This is a genomic window from Nonomuraea sp. NPDC049725, assembly GCF_040674795.1.
Classification (GTDB): domain Bacteria; phylum Actinomycetota; class Actinomycetes; order Streptosporangiales; family Streptosporangiaceae; genus Nonomuraea; species Nonomuraea ceibae.
On the sequence record NZ_JBFANJ010000001.1, the window covers coordinates 281,975 to 299,157 of the forward strand.

The 17,183-nt window shown below is 71.6% G+C and carries 19 protein-coding genes; 1 reads left to right on the forward strand and 18 read right to left on the reverse strand.

Annotated features, from left to right (window positions below; all coding sequences use genetic code 11):
- Positions 1–61: 61 nt before the first annotated feature.
- The 8 genes from AB0J53_RS01495 to AB0J53_RS01530 are packed head-to-tail and all read right to left on the reverse strand — an operon-like array spanning position 62 to position 8,240.
- Complete coding sequence (locus AB0J53_RS01495; protein WP_219504580.1) at positions 62–937, reverse strand: glycosyltransferase family 2 protein; 876 nt, start codon at positions 935–937, stop codon at positions 62–64.
- On the reverse strand, positions 924–2,372 hold the full coding sequence (locus AB0J53_RS01500; protein ID WP_308125726.1) for an oligosaccharide flippase family protein: 1,449 nt from the start codon (positions 2,370–2,372) through the stop codon (positions 924–926). Before AB0J53_RS01500 ends, AB0J53_RS01495 begins: the two co-directional genes overlap by 14 nt.
- Positions 2,369–3,325: a hypothetical protein gene (locus tag AB0J53_RS01505; protein ID WP_364167815.1), complete on the reverse strand. Its 957-nt coding sequence runs from the start codon at positions 3,323–3,325 to the stop codon at positions 2,369–2,371. The genes AB0J53_RS01500 and AB0J53_RS01505 overlap by 4 nt, the downstream gene beginning before the upstream one ends.
- Positions 3,322–4,593, reverse strand: a complete 1,272-nt coding sequence (locus tag AB0J53_RS01510) for a DUF4910 domain-containing protein (RefSeq protein ID WP_219504576.1) — start codon at positions 4,591–4,593, stop codon at positions 3,322–3,324. The genes AB0J53_RS01505 and AB0J53_RS01510 overlap by 4 nt, the downstream gene beginning before the upstream one ends.
- Positions 4,590–5,609: an NAD-dependent epimerase/dehydratase family protein gene (locus AB0J53_RS01515; protein ID WP_364167817.1), complete on the reverse strand. Its 1,020-nt coding sequence runs from the start codon at positions 5,607–5,609 to the stop codon at positions 4,590–4,592. Before AB0J53_RS01515 ends, AB0J53_RS01510 begins: the two co-directional genes overlap by 4 nt.
- Positions 5,610–5,614: 5 nt before the next feature.
- The gene (locus tag AB0J53_RS01520; RefSeq protein WP_364167819.1) at positions 5,615–6,265 is read right to left on the reverse strand and encodes a PIG-L family deacetylase; all 651 of its coding nucleotides are present in this window, start codon (positions 6,263–6,265) and stop codon (positions 5,615–5,617) included.
- A complete protein-coding gene (locus AB0J53_RS01525) occupies positions 6,262–7,041 on the reverse strand; it encodes a glucose-1-phosphate cytidylyltransferase (RefSeq protein ID WP_219504570.1) in 780 nt (259 codons plus the stop codon). Before AB0J53_RS01525 ends, AB0J53_RS01520 begins: the two co-directional genes overlap by 4 nt.
- Positions 7,038–8,240, reverse strand: a complete 1,203-nt coding sequence (locus AB0J53_RS01530) for a class I SAM-dependent methyltransferase (RefSeq protein ID WP_364168537.1) — start codon at positions 8,238–8,240, stop codon at positions 7,038–7,040. Before AB0J53_RS01530 ends, AB0J53_RS01525 begins: the two co-directional genes overlap by 4 nt.
- Before the next feature lie 62 nt (positions 8,241–8,302).
- Between AB0J53_RS01530 and rfbC the strand changes: the two genes are divergently transcribed.
- Positions 8,303–8,875 carry a dTDP-4-dehydrorhamnose 3,5-epimerase gene (gene rfbC, locus AB0J53_RS01535; protein ID WP_364167821.1) on the forward strand — a complete coding sequence of 191 codons (573 nt, stop codon included), beginning with the start codon at positions 8,303–8,305 and terminating at the stop codon, positions 8,873–8,875.
- Here the strand turns inward: rfbC and rfbD are convergent.
- The 10 genes from rfbD to AB0J53_RS01585 all read right to left on the reverse strand — a co-directional run bounded on the left by rfbD (position 8,857) and on the right by AB0J53_RS01585 (position 17,154).
- A complete protein-coding gene (gene rfbD / locus AB0J53_RS01540) occupies positions 8,857–9,714 on the reverse strand; it encodes a dTDP-4-dehydrorhamnose reductase (protein WP_364167823.1) in 858 nt (285 codons plus the stop codon). The genes rfbC and rfbD overlap by 19 nt on opposite strands.
- On the reverse strand, positions 9,711–10,640 hold the full coding sequence (gene rfbB / locus AB0J53_RS01545; RefSeq protein WP_219504564.1) for a dTDP-glucose 4,6-dehydratase: 930 nt from the start codon (positions 10,638–10,640) through the stop codon (positions 9,711–9,713). The genes rfbD and rfbB overlap by 4 nt, the downstream gene beginning before the upstream one ends.
- On the reverse strand, positions 10,637–11,704 hold the full coding sequence (locus tag AB0J53_RS01550; protein WP_219504560.1) for a glucose-1-phosphate thymidylyltransferase: 1,068 nt from the start codon (positions 11,702–11,704) through the stop codon (positions 10,637–10,639). The genes rfbB and AB0J53_RS01550 overlap by 4 nt, the downstream gene beginning before the upstream one ends.
- A gap of 2 nt (positions 11,705–11,706) precedes the next feature.
- Positions 11,707–13,161, reverse strand: a complete 1,455-nt coding sequence (locus AB0J53_RS01555) for a sugar transferase (RefSeq protein WP_219504559.1) — start codon at positions 13,159–13,161, stop codon at positions 11,707–11,709.
- A gap of 257 nt (positions 13,162–13,418) precedes the next feature.
- Positions 13,419–13,769: a hypothetical protein gene (locus AB0J53_RS01560; RefSeq protein ID WP_219504557.1), complete on the reverse strand. Its 351-nt coding sequence runs from the start codon at positions 13,767–13,769 to the stop codon at positions 13,419–13,421.
- Positions 13,770–13,787: 18 nt separating this feature from the next.
- The gene (locus AB0J53_RS01565) at positions 13,788–14,405 is read right to left on the reverse strand and encodes a GntR family transcriptional regulator (RefSeq protein WP_364167826.1); all 618 of its coding nucleotides are present in this window, start codon (positions 14,403–14,405) and stop codon (positions 13,788–13,790) included.
- A gap of 154 nt (positions 14,406–14,559) precedes the next feature.
- On the reverse strand, positions 14,560–15,468 hold the full coding sequence (locus AB0J53_RS01570) for an EamA family transporter (RefSeq protein ID WP_364167828.1): 909 nt from the start codon (positions 15,466–15,468) through the stop codon (positions 14,560–14,562).
- 18 nt (positions 15,469–15,486) lie between these two features.
- The gene (locus AB0J53_RS01575) at positions 15,487–15,867 is read right to left on the reverse strand and encodes a hypothetical protein (RefSeq protein WP_364167830.1); all 381 of its coding nucleotides are present in this window, start codon (positions 15,865–15,867) and stop codon (positions 15,487–15,489) included.
- Between the two features lie 445 nt (positions 15,868–16,312).
- Entirely contained in the window at positions 16,313–16,798 is a 486-nt protein-coding gene (locus tag AB0J53_RS01580; RefSeq protein ID WP_219504551.1) for a GNAT family protein, read from the reverse strand.
- Complete coding sequence (locus AB0J53_RS01585) at positions 16,798–17,154, reverse strand: MmcQ/YjbR family DNA-binding protein (RefSeq protein ID WP_364167832.1); 357 nt, start codon at positions 17,152–17,154, stop codon at positions 16,798–16,800. Before AB0J53_RS01585 ends, AB0J53_RS01580 begins: the two co-directional genes overlap by 1 nt.
- Between the last annotated feature and the right edge of the window lie 29 nt (positions 17,155–17,183).

The window sequence follows — 17,183 nt, forward strand, 5'->3', positions numbered from 1 at the left end:
TATTTCCGCCCCCGTCAGATTTTTCGGTACAAACAGGAAATCGCGCTGTTCATCTGCCGCGTTACACCAACCGGGCCATGGCCAGCAGCTTCCGGCTCCGGTGCGCCACAGTGCGCCGCTGCCGCCTCACGTACATCCTGAGCACCGCCGCGCGGGCCCGCCGGCGCTGGTCGGCGGTGAGGTCGCAGTCCCGCACCCACGCCAGCAGCTCGCGGCACTGGAGCGTGTTGGCCAGCCGCGACTGCCACGACGGCACGTCCAGCCGCCGCGCCACGCCGGAGATGCGCTCCTGCCGCCAGTTGCGGTGCGCCAGCACCTCGTTGACGTGCGCCCACGGCCCGGCCAGCGCCAGCTTGGCGGCGAACACCTCGTCCTCGCGCAGCATGTTGCGCCGCGGGATGCCGGTCGCCGGCCCGCGCCTGAGCATGCCGTAGAGCGGGTCGATGAGCAGGTGGCTCTCGTTGAGCAGCCGCAGCATCTCGGTGAATCGTTCCACCGGGTCGCCGGAGGCCAGCGCGGTCCCGTCGTACGCGGCGGTCCTGACGACGCCGTCGGGCCCGGTGTAGGCGACCTGCGTGGTGACCAGGATCGTCCGCTCGTCCTTGGCGAACTCGGCCAGCCCGCGCGAGACGCAGCCCGGGTCGAGCCGGTCGTCGTCGCCGATCCAGCGCACGAACGCGCCCCGGGAGATCCGGGCGGCGTGGACGAAGTTGTTGAGCAGCCCGACGTTCTCCGGGTGCCGGTGGTAGACGACACGCGGGTCGCCCGCCGCCAGGTCGCGGCAGAGCTCCTCGGTGCCGTCGGTGGAGGCGTTGTCGGAGATGACCAGCTCCACGTCGGGGTGGTCCTGCGCCAGCACCGACCGGACGACGCCTTCCAGACGGTCCGCCCCGTTGCGCACCGGCAACGCGATCGAGACCAGCTCAGAGCCGGGCATGTGCCCTCCTTTGACGCACCAGTTGCATGAGTACGGCCCGCGGCACGGCGACCAGCGCGAACGCCAGCACGCCCGCGCCACCGGCCACGCAGAGCTGCGCGAACGGCCCCTCGACGACCAGCGACAGCCCGGCCATGACGGCCGCCGCGACGCCCGCGCCCAGCATCGGCCTGGCCAGCCCGTACACGACCAGGCGCAGCGGCACCCGCGAGCGCCGCAGCGTGATGCCGAGCAGCGGCAGCGCCACCGTGACGGCGATGACGGCGTGCGCGACGGCGGCGCCCTGGATGCCGCCCGCGCGGGCGCCGACGAGCAGCGCGGGCACCAGCGCGAGCGCCCAGCCCAGGTTGACCCACATCATCGACCGGGTGGCGCCGAGCCCGGCCAGGATGTCGGTGATCAGCAGCGTCAGCATCCGCACGGCCATGACCACGGCCAGGAACTGCAGCACGCCGGCCGCGGGCAGCCAGCGCGGCTCGTACAGCAGCCCGACCAGGGCGGGCGCTAGCGTGCCCATGAGCACCGCGATGGGCAGCACGATCGCGCCCAGCAGCGGCACGGCCTGCCGCACCCCGGCCTCCATCGACTCGCGCCCCTCCTCGGCCAGCCGCGAGAAGCTGGGCAGGGCCACGTAGCGGACGGCGGTGCCGATCAGCCCGGGCACCCAGCTCGCGATGTTGAAGGCGAGCAGGTAGAGGCCGAGCTGGTGCGGCCCCAGCACGTCGCCGACGATGACGATGTCGACGTTGAGCAGCAGCCCCTCGACGCCGAGCCCGACGCAGAGCGGCAGCCCGAACTTCAGCAGCCGCCTGGCGATCTCCCGGTCGAACCCGGCGGTGAAGCGGACCCGGGCCAGCACGAGCACCAGCACGCCGGTGACCGTGGCCCCGGTGAGCTGCCCCCAGGCGAAGCTGTAGGCGCCGGCCCCGTTGGCGGCCAGCGTGATCGACACCGACGCGTTGGCGGCGAACCCGGCCAGGTTGGCCCAGGCCAGCTTGTCCTGCTCGAACCGGCGCATCAGCGCGGCGCTGCGCACGGCGGTGAGCCCGTAGACGAGGTTGGTCGCCATGAGGATGCGGATCACCCACGTGGCGTCCTCGCTCCCGGCGAGCTGGGCGTAGAACGGCGCGATCACGAAGAAGAGCGCGTACAGGGAGACGCTGGAGGCGAGCGCGACCACCGTGGCGGTGGGCGCGACCTCCTCCAGCTCGCCGCGCCACTGCACGACGGCGGAGATGACCCCGGCGTCGTTGATGAAGATGACGAACTGGCTGACCGCGAGCGCGATCGCGAACACCCCGAAATCGGTCGGCAGGAGCAACCACGCCAGCACCAGGCTCATGCCGAACGAGCCGGCCTTCATCACCACGTTGCCCAGCAGGCTCCAGCGCAGCCCGCGTCCTGCCTTGCGGCCGATCTCGCCGATGTCGCTCACGTACCGTCCTCGACCCTTTCCAGCCAGATCTCCCGCCAGAACGGCACGAACTCGCGGGGACAGTTGGCGTTGTAGACGCCCTCGCACACCAGGTCGTCGAGGATGATGCTGGGCGTCTTCATGATCAGCATCTCCCCGGTCCGCTCGTCGAGGCAGCGCTCGACCCTGGCCCGCACCCGCGCGGTCCTGCCGCAGTAGCGGGCCATCTCCTCCTCGAAGCCCAGGCCCCGGTTGAGCAGGTCGCCGTTGAGCGTGTCGAGGATCTGGTCCTTCGTCTTGATCCTGACCAGCTCGCCCGGCTTCAGGTCGAGCTTGGCCGTCGGCGTGACGTCACCGGCCCGGCCCTCGACGAACCCCCACCGCAGCCCGCGCCGGAACCACAGCCGCCTCGGCAGCACCTTCTTGCTGGCCTCCTGGAGGCGGTTGAACAGCCCGACCAGGAACGTGCGCGCCACCCGCGAGGGCGAGGCGTTGCCGCTGCGCACGTCGGCGACGTACTGGCCGGCGTCGCGGAACGGCAGGCAGGCGGGCGCCGCCCGCAGCAGCTCCGTGGCCTGGCAGGAGTAGGCGCCGCCGCCCTTGCGCGTGTTGAGGCGCAGCAGCGGCAGCAGCTCGGGCGACGGCTCGGCGATCGGCTGCGGCTCGTCCGGATCGACCTTCCGCAGCCACGCCTCCTTCCAGTAGAGGGAGCAGGCGGTCTGGCAGCCGCCGTGCTCGCCGCCGTCACAGCGGGCCGCCTTGAGGTGCACGGCGCGCTCCATCCGCCGCATGCCGCTGCGGCTGATCGTGTCGCACAGCTTGTGCGCGACCTTGTGCACCGTCATCCGCTGCCCGCAGAAGCGCAGCATCTCCGGCATGAACGGCAGGCTTTCCAGCTCGCCCCGCTCGTCGAGCGTGGCCAGGATCTCCGCCTGACCGCGCACCTCGACGAGGTCCCCCACTCGGAGGTTCATCCGCTTTCCCCCACCCGCTTCAGCAAACCGGCACCTTCCAGCGCGTCGGCCGCCTCGGCGACCGCCTGGAAGGGCAAACCCGACCTTTCCGCGACGTCCAGCAGGCTGTGGCCGCCGTCTGACTGGTTCAACACCCATAACATCGCCAGCTGGGCTTGTTTCGTGTCACTCCGGCCGCCGAGAGAGCCGTAGAGCCCGCGCCTGCCGAGTTGCGGCTCGCCGTAGGGGCTCAGGTTCTCGTAGCGGCCGTCGCGCTCCAGCACCTGTACGGCCTGCCAGAGGGTTTCCAGGGTGTCGGCCAGGGCTTCGGGGGTGACGAAGCCCGGGTCGTCGGCCGAGGTGTGATATTCCGGATAACCGGCGTACGGGGTCCTGGTCAGGCTGCCGACCGGCAGGTCGAAGCCTGGCGAGCAGAACTGCCGCTCGTCGTACCCGTACGGGGAGAAGTCCACGACCGTGTGCGGTCTGCCGCGCAGGACGTGCGTCATCACCCGGTCGATGCGGGTGTCGCCGCGTCTGCTCCGCTTGTACGTGAGCGCGCCGCGGTCGCCGGCGCAGGCGAGCGTGAGCCCGGCCGCGATCCGGCCGACGCGGTCGCGGTTGCGGGCCAGCCAGGTGATGGCCCCGATCGTGCCCGGCGCGAACAGGAACCGGTACGTCAGCCGGGGCCGGTCCAGCCGGGCGGCGAGCGCGGCGGCGACCGCGATCCCGGCCAGGTTGTCGTTGGCCAGCGACGGATGGCACACGTGGCAGGAGATGAGCACCTCGTCAGCGCTGCGCCCCGGCACGACGTGCTCGGCATAGGTGAGCGAGCCGTCGGCCAGCGTCGAGTCGATCACGACCTCGTACGGCCCCTCCCCCAGGCCGTCGAGCACCCGCTGCGCCAGGCAGAACCCCCACGTCTCGGCGTAGTAACTGGTCCGGTACGGCACCAGGTCCGGCTGGCCGGGCAGCGTGTGCAGGTGCGGGCGCAGCTCGTCGAGCGTCATCGTGGCCGACACCGGCACGCTGTAGCCCACCACGTGCAGGTTGGAGCGCCGGAAGTCGACGACCCGGTTCCCCTCGGGGTCCTTGATCCAGGCGTCGCGGATGTTCCACTCCCTGGGCACCGTCCAGTCGAGCACCTGGGTCCCGGTCGGCACCTCGTGGACGGTCAGCGGCAGCCGCTCGCCGACGATCTCCAGCGTGCGCCGCACTCCGTCGCCCGTGATGGAGCGGCACACCGGGAAGAGCCGCTCCACCAGGGCATGCATGTCCTCCCCGGTCACGTCCTGAGCTCCGGCGAGACCGTACCGGCCTCGCGGCGGTCGGCCAGCCGGGCCAGCCGGATGAACCGGCGCCGGAAGTCGTGCTCGGTCAGCCCGTGGTCGCGGTAGGCGTCGGCCAGCTCGACCGCGCCCGCCTTGACCGTCCAGCGGGCGTGGTAGCCGGGCAGCGCGGCCTCGATGCGGGAGAAGTCCACCCGGTACGAGCGCGGGTCGGCCCCCGTCTCGCCGGTGATGACCAGCTCGGAGCCGGGCACCGCCTCGACCACGTGCTCGGCGATCTCGGCGACGGTCAGGTTGTTCTGCTCGCCGCCCACGTTGAACGCCCGGCCGTGCACCGCCTCGCGCGGCGCGGTCAGCACGGCGGCGAACGCGTCGGCGATGTCGGCGGCGTGCACCAGCGGCCGCCACGGCGTGCCGTCCGACAGCACCAGCACCTTCCCGGTCAGGTGGGCGTGGCCGACCAGGTTGTTGAGCACGATGTCGGCCCGCAGCCGCGGCGAGAACCCGAACGCGGTGGCGTTGCGCAGGTAGACGGGCGAGAAGTCGGCGTCGGCCAGCTCGTCCAGCTCGTCCTCCACGCGCACCTTCGACTCGGCGTACGGGGTGACCGGGCGCAGCGGCGCGTCCTCGTCCAGCAGCTCGTCGCCGCCGGACGCGCCGTACACCGAGCACGTGGAGGCGTACAGGAAGCGGCGCACGCCCGCCTCGCGCGCCAGCCTGGCCAGGCGGACGGAGGCGTGGTGGTTGATGGCGTAGGTGAGCTCCGGCGCGAGCGCGCCGAGCGGGTCGTTCGACAGGGCGCCCAGGTGGATCACCGCGTCGATCCCGTCGAGGTGCGCCTCGGTGACGTCGCGCAGGTCCACCCGGTGGCCGGGCGGGTCGTCGGGGGCCGGGCCGAGCACGCAGTCGGCGAACAGCCCGGAATCCAGTCCGGTCACCTCGTGCCCGGCTCCGGTGAGCACCGGCGCCATCACGGTGCCCAGGTAGCCCTGGTGCCCGGTGAGCAGAACGCGCATGTCGATCAGCCTCCTGCGAGGTCGAGAGTGAGTTTGCGCACGTAGAAGGCCTCGGCATAACGTGCGTGGCATTCGATGCCGCGGACCCGGGCGAGTCCGAGGAAGGCCTCCCTGTCGAACCAGTGGCGGCGGCGCTGGGAGGGGTAGTGCTCCCACAGCAGCGCGACCTTGCGCTCGGCGAGCGCCAGGTCGAGCGGCTGGTAGGCGTTGGGCCGGCCGAGGTCGCCGTCCCATTTGACGATCTCGTAGCCGAGCGTGAGATGGTCGCGGAAGGCCGTCGGCACCAGCTCGGCCAGCCCCCGGTGGTCCTGGTGGGCGTCGCCGGGCTGGGGGGCCAGGATCAGGTCCGGCACCGTGCGCAGGCGCAGCTCCTCCACCGCGCGCTTGGCCTCCTCCCAGTGCGCGGGCAGCCGGCCGTCGGGCAGCTTGCCCACGGTCACCCGCAGGTCGGCGCCGGGGCAGAAGGCGGCCAGCGCGGCCCGCTCCTCCCCCTCCCGCTCGGTGCCGCCGCCCGACAGGATCAGCGCGTCCACCCTGATCCCCGGGTGGGCCGTGCACATGGCCAGCAGCGTGCCCCCGGCGCCGATCGCGAGGTCGTCGCAGTGCGCGGCGACGGCGGCGACCCTGCGCAGGCTGCCGGGCAGGAGGTCGATCATGCGGCGGGCTCCCACACGGCCCACGGCCGCTCGCCCCTGGCGTAGGCGCGGTCCAGCTCCAGCCGCTGGTTGACGGTGTCGGTCGGCCGCCAGTAGCCGCGGTACGGGTAGGCCAGCAGCCGGCCGCGCTTGGCCAGCTCCCGGCAGCCGTCGACGAGCAGGTCGCCGCCCGCCGGGATGTGCTCGAAGATCTCCTGGCGCAGCACGAAGTAGCCGCCGTTCACCCAGAGCGGCATCTCCGTGACGGCCGTGATCTGGCCGACGAGCCCGCCCTCGGCGACCTCGACGCAGTGGAAGGTGCCCGGCGGCGGCACCACCATGAGCGAGGCGCCCGCGTCGGAGGCCGCGAACCGGTCGATCATCTCGGGCAGCGGCGCGTCGCTGAGCACGTCGGCGTAGTTGGCCAGGAACACCTCCTCGCCGTCCAGGTGCTCGCGCACCCGGCGCAGCCGCTCGCCGATCGACGACTCGATGCCGGTGTGCACGAACGAGATCGTCCAGTCGGAGATGTCGCTGGCCAGCAGCTCCACCCTGCCGCCGCGCAGCACGAAGTCGTTGGAGGCGGTCTCCTCGTACCGCAGGAAGAAGTCCTTGATCTGGTCGGCGCCGTAGCCGAGGCAGAGCACGAACTCCTTGTGCCCGAAGTGCGCGTAATAGCGCATCACATGCCAGATCAGCGGTCTGGGGCCGACGAGCTGCATCGGCTTGGGCGCGTCCCCGGGAGCGCCGCTGCGCATCCGCGTGCCGTACCCGCCGCAGAAGAGGACGACCTTCACACGACCTCCAGGGAAGGGATGGGGAAGACCAGCCGGCCGCCCCACTCGTGGACGTAGGAGAGCTGCTCGGCCAGCTCCTCGCGCAGGTTCCAGGGCAGCACGAGCACGTAGTCGGGCCGGTCCGCGGCGATCCGCTCCGGCTCGAACACCGGGATGCGCGCCCCCGGCGTGAACCTGCCGTGCTTGTACGGGTTGCGGTCCACGGTGTAGGCGAGCAGGTCCGGCCGCACCCCGCAGTGGTTGAGCAGCGTGTTGCCCTTGCCCGGGGCGCCGTAGCCGACGACGGTCCGGCCCTCCTCGGCCGCGCCCACCAGGAAGCCCAGCAGGTCACGCCGGACCTTGGCGACCCGCGCGGCGAAGTCGATGTAGCCGGAGATCTCGTGCAGCCCGGCCGCCTTCTCCAGCGCCAGCACGTCGGCCACCCGCGCCGACGGCTCGCCCGACGGCCTGGCCCACAGCCGGATCGAGCCGCCGTGCGTCGGCAGCAGCTCCACGTCCACCAGCGTGAGCCCGCCGGAGGCCAGCGCCCGCTGCGCCGAGGCGACCGTGTAGTACTGGAAGTGCTCGTGGTAGATCGTGTCGTACTGGTTGCCCTCGATGAGCGTGAGCAGGTGCTGCACCTCGATCGACACCCAGCCGTCGTCCGCCACCAGCGTGCGCAGCCCCCGGGTGAACCCGATCACGTCGGGGATGTGCGCGTAGACGTTGTTGGCCACCACGTAGTCGGCCGGGCCGTGCTCGGCGACGACCTGCCGGGCCGTCTCCGGCGTCAGGAACGCGGTGACCGTCGGCACCCCGCGCTTCCTGGCCGCCTCGCCCACGTTCACCGACGGCTCGACGCCCAGGCAGCGCACGCCCCGGTCCACGACGTGCCGCAGCAGGTAGCCGTCGTTGCTGGCCACCTCCACCACGAACGTGTCCGGCTTCAGCTCCAGCCCGGCCACGAACGCGCGGGCGTGCTCCACCCACGACGTCGAATAGGACGAGAAGTACGCATAATCGGTGAAAGTATCCTCAGGCGTAATCAGCGGCGGGATCTGCGCCAGCCAGCACGCCGTGCACACCCGCAGGTGCAACGGGTAGGTCGTCTCAGGCTCGTCGAGCTGGGCGGCGGTCAGAAACCGCTCGCAGGGCGGGGTGGCGCCCAGGTCGACCACCGAGGCGAGGTCGCCCGAACCGCATAACCGGCAAACAATCATTCGCACGCTCCAAGGCCGTGGGATATTTCGCTCGGACTGCCGCACTCGTTACTGTGCGCGTCATGGATCCCCTCGGCATCGACGGCGCCTGGTGCCACACGCCTCGCGTCCACACCGACCCGCGTGGCGCATTCCTGGAGGCGTACCGGGCCGCCGACCTGCCACGCCCGTTCGACGTGGCCCAGGTGAACTGCTCGGTCTCCGCCCGGGGGGTGCTGCGCGGCGTGCACTTCGCCGACGTGCCGCCCGGCCAGGCCAAGTACGTCATGTGCGTGCAGGGCAGCGTCATGGACGTGGTCGTCGACCTGCGTACGGGCTCGCCGTCGTTCGGCCGGTGGGAGGCCGTGACGCTGGACGACCAGGAGCGCCGGGCGGTGCTCGTCGCCGAAGGGCTGGGCCACGCGTTCCAGGCGACGAGCGAGCAGGCCACGGTCGTCTACCTGTGCTCCCAGCCCTACAACCCGGGCCGCGAGCACGGCGTGCACCCGCTCGACGCGGACCTGGCGATCCCGTGGGGGCCGGAGCCGCTGCTGTCGGACAAGGACGCGGCGGCGCCCACGCTCAAGGAGGCGATGACCGCCGGCCTCCTGCCCGACTTCGAGGCGTGCCGGCGGTTCTACGCGACGACGCACTGACGGCCCGCCTTCCCCGCCAGCACCGGCCAGGCGGCGTGCAACGCCTCGCGCCAGGGGCGCATCAGCTCGCACCGGGTGCCGGCCAGCACGCTGTAGGCGGGCCGGGGCGCCGGGCGCGGGAAGGCCGCCGCCGGCACCGGGCGCACCCGGGCCGGGTCGGCGCCGAGCAGCGTGAAGACCTCCGTGGCCAGGCCGTGCCAGGTCGTCTCGCCCGAGCTGGTGCCGTGGTAGACGCCCGGCGGCAGGTCCGACTGGGCCAGCCGGACCAGGAAGTCGGCCAGGTCGGCCGACCAGGTGGGCTGGCCGCGCTGGTCGGCGACCACGTCCACGAACGGGCGGCTCCCGGCCAGCTCGATCATCGTGCGGACGAAGTTGCGCCCCGTGGCGCCGTACAGCCACGCCGTCCGCACCACGTAGTGACCGTGCTCCAGCGCCGCCCGCTCGCCCGCGAGCTTGGTGCGCCCGTAGGCGTTGAGCGGCGCCGTCGGCGCGTCCTCCGCGTACGGGAGCACTCCGGCGCCGTCGAAGACGTAGTCGGTCGACAGGTGCACCAGCCGCGCCGCCACGCGCTCGCACGCCTCGGCCAGCGTGCGCACCGCGTGACCGTTGACCGCCAGCGCCTCGGCCTCGCGCGTCTCCGCCTCGTCCACGGCGGTCCAGGCGGCGCAGTTGACCACCACCCTGGGCCGGTAGGCGGAGACGAAGTCGCGCACCGCCCTGGCGTCCCGCAGGTCCAGCTCCGACCGGCCGAGCGCGAGCACCGGCTCACCGGTCAGCCCGATCCTGTCGAGCACGTCGGCGGCCAGCATCCCGCCGCCGCCCGTGATCAGCCACCTCATAACCCGTCCCACCAGTCACGGTTGTCGGCGTACCACCGCACGGTCTCGCGCAGCCCCTGGTCGAACGGGATGCGCGGCGCGTAGCCGAGCGCCCGCAGCTTGCGGTCGTCCAGCGAGTAGCGGCGGTCGTGGCCCTTGCGGTCCTCGACGGGCGTGACCATGGCCCAGCTGTGCCCGGTCGCGTCCAGCAGGCGGCCGGTCAGCTCCTTGTTGGTCAGCTCGGCGGTGCCCGCGATGTGGTAGACCTCGCCCGGCTTGCCCACCTCGGCGACCAGGCGGATGCCCGCGCAGTGGTCCTCGACGTGGATCCAGTCGCGCACGTTGCCGCCGTCGCCGTACAGCGGGACCTTCCGGCCGCGCAGCAGGTTCGTGACGAACAGCGGGATCACCTTCTCCGGGTACTGCCGCGGCCCGTAGTTGTTGCCGCACCGGGTGATCGACACGTCCAGCCCGTACGTGACCGCGTACGAGCGGGCGATGAGGTCGCCGCCCGCCTTCGCCGCCGCGTACGGCGACCTCGGCTGGAGCGGGGCGGACTCGTCCCAGGAGCCGATGTCGATGGACCCGTACACCTCGTCCGTCGACACCTGCACCACCTTGGGCACGCCCGCGTCCAGGCACGCCTGCAGCAGCGTCTGGGTGCCCAGCACGTTGGTGCGGACGAACTCGCCGGCGCCCGCGATCGAGCGGTCGACGTGCGACTCGGCGGCGAAGTTCACCACCAGGTCGTGACCCGGCACCACCTCGGCCAGCAGCGCGCCGTCGCAGATGTCGCCGTGCACGAACGTGTGCGGCGCGCCTTCGAGGTTGGCCCGGTTGCCCGCGTAGGTGAGCTTGTCCAGCACGGTCACGTCCGCGCCGGACAGCCCGTGGACGAAGTGCGAGCCGATGAAGCCCGCGCCGCCCGTCACCAGGATTCTCTTCATGAACTGATCTGTACCTTGCTGTGATCGCCCAGCACGAGACGGTGGGCTCTGGGCGTGTTGGGAGCTGGGGTGACCTCGACGTCGTGGCCGATGAGCGACGACTCGATCCGGCCCACCCCCTCGATCGACGCCCTGGGCAGCACGATCGAGTACTCGATCTCGCTGCGGGTGACCGCGCACCCGGCCCCGATCGAGGTGAACGGGCCGACGTAGCTGTCACGGACGACCGCGCCGGACCCGACGATCACCGGGCCGACCAGGCGCGAGCGTTCGACGACCGCGCCCGGCTCGACCAGGACCCGGCCGACCAGCTCGCTGGCGTCGTCGACCGAGCCGAGCACCCCGGCCTCGAGCGATTCGAGCACCAGCCGGTTGACCTCCAGCATGTCGGTGACGTTGCCGGTGTCCTTCCAGTAGCCGGTGATCACCGACGACTCGACGGGCAGACCGGCTTCGAGCAGCCACTGGATGGCGTCGGTGATCTCCAGCTCGCCCCGGCCCGACGGCTTCAGCTCGGCCACCGCCTCGTGCACCGCCGGGCTGAACAGGTAGACGCCGACCAGCGCCAGATCGCTCTTCGGGCGGGCCGGCTTCTCCTCCAGGCCGACGACCCGGCCCCGGTCGTCGAGCTCGGCCACCCCGAACTGGCGGGGATCGCCCACCCGGGTGAGCATGATCTGCGCGGCGGGCCGCTCCCGGGCAAAGCGGTCCACCAGGCCGGTGATGCCGCCCACGATGAAGTTGTCGCCCAGGTACATGACGAAGTCGTCGTCGCCGAGGAAGTCCCGGGCGATCAGCACGCCGTGGGCCAGCCCGAGCGGCGCCTCCTGGCGCAGGTACGTGACCTCCAGCCCGAACGCGGAGCCGTCGCCGACCGCCGCCTCGATCTCCGCCTGGGTGTCGCCCACGACCAGGCCGAGCTCGCGGATGCCGGCCGCCGCGATGGCCTCCAGCCCGTAGAACAGCACGGGTTTGTTGGCGACGGGCACGAGCTGCTTGGCCGAGGTGTGGGTGATGGGCCGGAGCCGTGTGCCCGACCCTCCGGCGAGCACGAGTGCTTTCACGGTCAGTAGGCCCCTTCTCCACGGGTGACGACGGACCAGGTCTTCCAGAGAATCTGCAGGTCCAGGATGAGCGACCAGTTCTCCACGTACCGCAGGTCGAGCCGGACCGACTCCTCCCAGGACAGGTCGGAGCGCCCGCTGACCTGCCAGAGGCCGGTCATGCCCGGCTTGACGACCAGGCGGCGGCGCACGTCGGTGCCGTACTGGGCGACCTCCTCCGGCAGCGGCGGGCGCGGGCCGACGAGCGACATCTCGCCGCGGACCACGTTGAGGAGCTGCGGGAGCTCGTCGAGCGAGTAGCGGCGCAGGAACGCTCCCACGCGGGTGATCCTTGGATCGTTCCGAATCTTGAACAGCACCCCGTCGAACTCGTTCGAGTTGATCAAGGAGCCTTTCAGGCGCTCCGCGTCCACCACCATCGTGCGAAATTTCACGACCTGGAATTCCTTGCCCCGCCTGCCCACTCTTGTCTGGTGGAACAGCGCCGGGCCCTGGCTGGTCATCCGGATGAGCAGCGCGATCGCCAGCAGCGGCAGCGCGAGCAGCAGCACCGCGGCCCCCGCCACCACCCGGTCGAACACGCTCTTGACGAACTGCCGACCGCCGTCGAACTCGGGATGTTCCACGTGAAGCAGCGGCATCCCGGCGACCGGCCTGATGCTGATGCGCGGCCCCGCCACGTCCATGAGCGCGGGCGCCACGAACAGGTCGGTGCGCGTGGCCTCCAGGCTCCAGGCGAGCCGGCGCAGCGCCGACCCGTCGAGCTCCGGGCAGGCCAGCACGGCGACCGCGTCCGCCCGGGTGTGCGCCACCACGTCCGCCACCTCGGCGAAGTCGCCGAGGACCGGGATCCCGTCCAGGTCGGCGTCCATCCGGTCCTGCGGCAGGCAGGCCCCCACGACCCGCATCCCGTGATACGGCTGACGGCGGAACTGCATCACCAGGTCGAGAATCGACTCCCGATGCCCGACGGCGATGACCTGGCGCATGTAGTCGCCGACCGCCCGGCGGCGATGCAGGCGCTTGCGCATCCGATATCTGAAGTAAAGCGTGGAAAGCAGCGCCAGCGGCAGCATCGCCATCACGAAGCTCCGCGCGATCGCGGTCTGCGTGGCATATGCGCCGATGGCGACGGCGGCCATCAGTCCCACCCCGCCGTTGAACACCGCCTTGAACTCGTCCGTTCCCTCGCCGTTCGCGCGCTGGCGATACGCGCCGCCGACCCTGAGCGCCACCGGCCAGGCCGCCACCAGGGCGAATCCCAGCAGGAACTCCTCCGGCGGAATATAGGCCCCGTAGAGCAGCCGGACGCTCAGCACGCAGACGCATGCCAGTAATGCGCAGATCGTGTCCCCGGATAACAGAAGCCGTAGGTACGCCCGTGTCCAGATGCTGGACGCATGGCGTGGCACGGCCTCGAGGAGCACGACAGCGGACCCCTCAGTCCCCACCCTCATAGCACCACCCAGAACTCATGTGCACCGCGTTAACGTGACGTTCCTTGAACCTCATGGGTTGACATCACCCCATGCACAATCAAGGGCGGCGGCCCCCACTAAAGAGTAAAGATCCAACTTGTAATGGGGAATATCGACTTTTGGCCACAATCGGACGGCCGGCGATCCCGCTCAGGACTTGACGGAACGGTCCACCAGTGATGCGGCGAAGTTCGGGAAAATGCGAGGTTTATGCCGGTATTTCGGCAGGTGACAGGCTAGTCATACTCAAGATCGGGCAATGCGGACGGCGGATCGGGGCTCCGCCACACGACCACAACGCCGTCATGCGCCGAATCCGACGCCGTGGTCAACCTGTCGAGGTCGAAATCAGGAAGATAGCGGAGGCGCGCCAGAAAAGTGGCGTCGGTTGCCGAACGCGGCACCACGCACCCTTCGCCCTCCCGATCGAGCAGGATGTAGAGGACGTCGGCCTCCGGCTCGGTGGCCACACGGACCTCCACGACGTCCTCCCATGCGAGGGCCTCGACGCTCCCGTCCGCGTAGTGACGGGTGACGCCCTCCTCCGTGACATACACATAGGAGTCCGGCACTGGTTCGCCGTGCATGGCCGCGATTCTTGCGAGTTACGGGGCAGTCCCGCAAGGGTTCGCGCTGCTTTGGGAGTGACCCCACGAATGGCTGAGATGCGCCGCCACCGCCGCCCTGGCCGCTTCAGCGGGCCCTTCGGCAATGGCGTCGAGCAGTTCGCGATGCTCGCGCACGAGCACGTCACGCTCCTCGTAGACCTGCCGCAGCCGCACCAGCCCGAGCCGCGTCTCGGCCGCCAGCGCCCCGTAGAGCCGCTCCAGCCGGGGGCTGCCGACCGCCTCGATCAGGGCCTCGTGCAGCGCCATGTGCTCGGCGACCGAATCCGACCAGGGCGCGTCGGCGGGCAGCGCCGCCATCCGCGCCAGCGCCGCGTCCGCCTCCGGCACCCGCCGCCCGGCCACGGCCGTGGCCATCAGGTCCTCCAGCGGCCTGCGCACGAACATCAGGTCGTCCAGGTCCGAAAGCGTCACCTCGGCGACATGCGCGCTGCGGTTGCGCTCGCGCCTGAGCAGCCCCTCGTGCACCAGCACGGCCAGCGCTTCGCGCACCGTCGGCCTGGCCACGCCGTAGGCCGCGGCGATCTCCTGCTCGGGCAGCGGCGTGCCCGGCTCGATCTCGCCGGAGAGCACCCGGCGGCGCAGCGCGTCAGCCAACGCGCCGACAGTGGACACCGGCCGGATCGGCGACTGGGTCGGCCGGACCGGCTGAGCCGACTGAACCGGTTGGGCCGGCTGGGCCGGCTGAGCCGGCTGATCCGGATGGTCAGGCGGGGTCGGCGGCTGGGTGGGCGGCGTCACGCGTGCGACTCTAACGCGCCCCGGCGGGCGTTTTCTCCCGTACGTCCACCCGGGCCGGCCTCTCGGGCAGCGCCACGGCCACCAGGCTGACCCCCAGCAGCACCAGCCCGCCGATCGAGACCGGGGCCAGCCGCTCACCGAGCACCACCAGGCCCAGCAGCGCCGCGACAGCCGGCTCGGCCAGCGCCAGCGTGGCGGCCGTGGCCACCGGAGTGGTCCGCAGCCCGCGCCCGTACAGGAAGTAGGACAGCGCGGTGGTGCCCAGGCCCAGGTAGAGGACGGCGAGCAGGACGATCGGCTCGACCGGCCAGGAGGAGCCCGGCCCGAGCAGGCCGGAGCCCCGCCAGATCAGGACCGGCAGCATGATGACCGCCGCGCCGCCGAACAGCACGCCCATCACCGCGTTCGACGAGCTGCCGCCGCTGATGGCACGGGCCGCGCTGACCGCGTAGAAGGCGTAGAGCAGGCCGCCCAGCAGCGCGAACAGCACACCGGACACCACCTGGCCACCGGCCTGCGCGCCGCCGCCCGCGATCAGCGCGGCACACCCGGCCACCGCCGCCGCCGTCGCCGCCACCCACCGGGCGCTCGGCCGCTGCCGGTGCATCAGCCAGGACAGCAGCCCGGTGAACACCGGCCCGCTGCCGATCGCCACCACCGTGCCGATGGCCACGCCGGTGCGGGCGACGGCGGCGTAGAAGCAGAGCTGGTACGCGGCGACGGCCACGGCGGCCAGCAGCAGACCGGGTCGCACCGCCTGCCGCAGCCCGGCCCGGGCGAGCAGGGCCAGCGCCGCGCCGCCGATGACGAGCCGGGCGGCGGCCAGCGCGACGGAGTCGTCCGAGACGAGCATGCCCGCGGTGCCGGCCGTGCCCCACAGCACGGCGGCGGCCACGACGGCGAGCGGTCCGTTCCTCATACGGACATTGTCTGACAACTAGACAATTTCGTCCAGTAGCTGGTCCAGCAGCCGGCCTGTGGGCTGCGCCACGTCCGCCGCGTACTCGTCCAGAACCGCCAGGGCGTCGCCCAGCTCCACGGCGGTCCGGCGGGGCAGATCGAGCAGCGGCTCACCGTCGAGAGTGACCGCGCCGTCGACCTGCAGCACGCCGCCGCCCGATGCGACGATGGAGACCGCGACGGTGACCTCGCGGCCGTCGGGCAGGGTGAACATGACGCCGGTACGGGCCCCGGCGGGCGGGAGGAAGGCGGCGAACGGCGCGCTGCGCACGAACGGGTGATGTAACTCGGCGAGGATTCCCGAGGCCCGGCTCAGGCCCGCCAGGAGCGCGGCCGCGGCCAGACTGTCGCTGTCCACCACAAAAGCGTAGATCACCCCGCCCCCAAATAACCAGGCGATCCCATTTACCCCGCCGAATCCCAGGGATCCCACAGATCCCGCCAACTACCCCCGGCCCCCGGCGGCCCCCTCAGCGCCCCGGATCCCCAAGCCCCGGAGCACCTCAGCTCCGATCCCCTGGGACGCCCAGAACCCCCGAATCCCCCAGCCTCCCCAGATCCCCCAGCCTCCCCGCATCCCCTGGCCCCGTGTCCCTCCGTCCCGCCGCCCCGGCACGGGGCGGGCGCATCCGAAGGCGCCCGCCGGTCGGTGGAGGCCGCCGCATCCGGAAGGCGCCAGCCGGTCGGCGGAGGGAGGCACCCCCAGTCGTAAGCGAGGCGCCCGCACCGGAAGGCGGCGCGGCCGGGAAGGGGCGCGGCGGGGAAGGGGCGCGGCCGGGAGCGGGCGTGCCCGGTAGGCGGGGTCAGTCGGTGGCGAGGCGGGCGTGGCGTTCGACGTCATAGCGGATCCCGTCGTAGTGGAGCTTGCCACGCTCGACGCCCTCCGGGCGGAAGCCCGCCTTGGTGGCCACCCGGCACGACGCCGGGTTGTCGGTGCGGTGCCCCAGCTCCAGCCGGAACAGCCCGCGCTCCCCGAACGCCCATCGGGCCAGCTCGGCGGTGGCCGCCGAGGCGACGCCGCGCCCCCGCACCTCGGGCACCGTCCAGTAGGACACCCAGCCGTTGTCGTGCCTGTCGATCCCCGTCACCGCCACGTTGCCGACGACCCGCCCGCCGAGCGTGACGGCGAACGCGTGGCCCACGCCGGTCCAGGAGGCGATCCAGCCGACCGCGTCCTGGAGCGTGACGACCGGCCAGGACGCCTGAGTGGCCATGTCCGGCGACCGGAAGGCACGCAGCACCGCCGGAGCGTCGTCCTCACGCCACTCTCTCAGCCCTATCTGTCCCATTACTGACCGATTTTATGGGCCTCCTCGAAAGCGGTGACGAGGTGCTTGGGCGCGGTCAGGCACCACGCCTCGGCGGTCAGCTCGAACAGCTCGTCCATCTCGATCCTGTCGAGGTGGACGACGACCCACCCGAAGCGCCCGGCGGTGAACTGGATCTCGAACACCTCGGGCCGCTCGGCCACGAGCGCGAGCTGCTCCTCGATGGTGGACTTGAGCCCGACGGTCTCGGTCTCCTCCCACAGGTAGCTGAAGCCCTTGCCACGCACCTTGAGCGCGACCCAGCTCCCGCCGTCGCTCGTGCGCACCTCCGGCAGGCTGTCCAGCATGGTGAGGAATTCGTCGACGGTCACACCCATGTGCTCCTGTGTAGCAAACGCCGCCGACA

Coding starts and splice junctions, on each gene's coding strand:
- AB0J53_RS01495 (WP_219504580.1), bottom strand. CDS start 937: ATGCCCGGCTCTGAGCTGGTCTCGATCGCGTTGCCGGTGCGCAACGGG.
- AB0J53_RS01520 (WP_364167819.1), bottom strand. CDS start 6,265: ATGATCGACCTCCTGCCCGGCAGCCTGCGCAGGGTCGCCGCCGTCGCC.
- AB0J53_RS01505 (WP_364167815.1), bottom strand. CDS start 3,325: ATGAACCTCCGAGTGGGGGACCTCGTCGAGGTGCGCGGTCAGGCGGAG.
- AB0J53_RS01580 (WP_219504551.1), bottom strand. CDS start 16,798: ATGGGACAGATAGGGCTGAGAGAGTGGCGTGAGGACGACGCTCCGGCG.
- AB0J53_RS01560 (WP_219504557.1), bottom strand. CDS start 13,769: ATGCACGGCGAACCAGTGCCGGACTCCTATGTGTATGTCACGGAGGAG.
- rfbB (WP_219504564.1), bottom strand. CDS start 10,640: ATGAAGAGAATCCTGGTGACGGGCGGCGCGGGCTTCATCGGCTCGCAC.
- AB0J53_RS01555 (WP_219504559.1), bottom strand. CDS start 13,161: ATGAGGGTGGGGACTGAGGGGTCCGCTGTCGTGCTCCTCGAGGCCGTG.
- AB0J53_RS01570 (WP_364167828.1), bottom strand. CDS start 15,468: ATGAGGAACGGACCGCTCGCCGTCGTGGCCGCCGCCGTGCTGTGGGGC.
- AB0J53_RS01515 (WP_364167817.1), bottom strand. CDS start 5,609: ATGCGCGTTCTGCTCACCGGGCACCAGGGCTACCTGGGCACCGTGATG.
- rfbC (WP_364167821.1), top strand. CDS start 8,303: ATGGATCCCCTCGGCATCGACGGCGCCTGGTGCCACACGCCTCGCGTC.
- rfbD (WP_364167823.1), bottom strand. CDS start 9,714: ATGAGGTGGCTGATCACGGGCGGCGGCGGGATGCTGGCCGCCGACGTG.
- AB0J53_RS01585 (WP_364167832.1), bottom strand. CDS start 17,154: ATGGGTGTGACCGTCGACGAATTCCTCACCATGCTGGACAGCCTGCCG.
- AB0J53_RS01530 (WP_364168537.1), bottom strand. CDS start 8,240: ATGATTGTTTGCCGGTTATGCGGTTCGGGCGACCTCGCCTCGGTGGTC.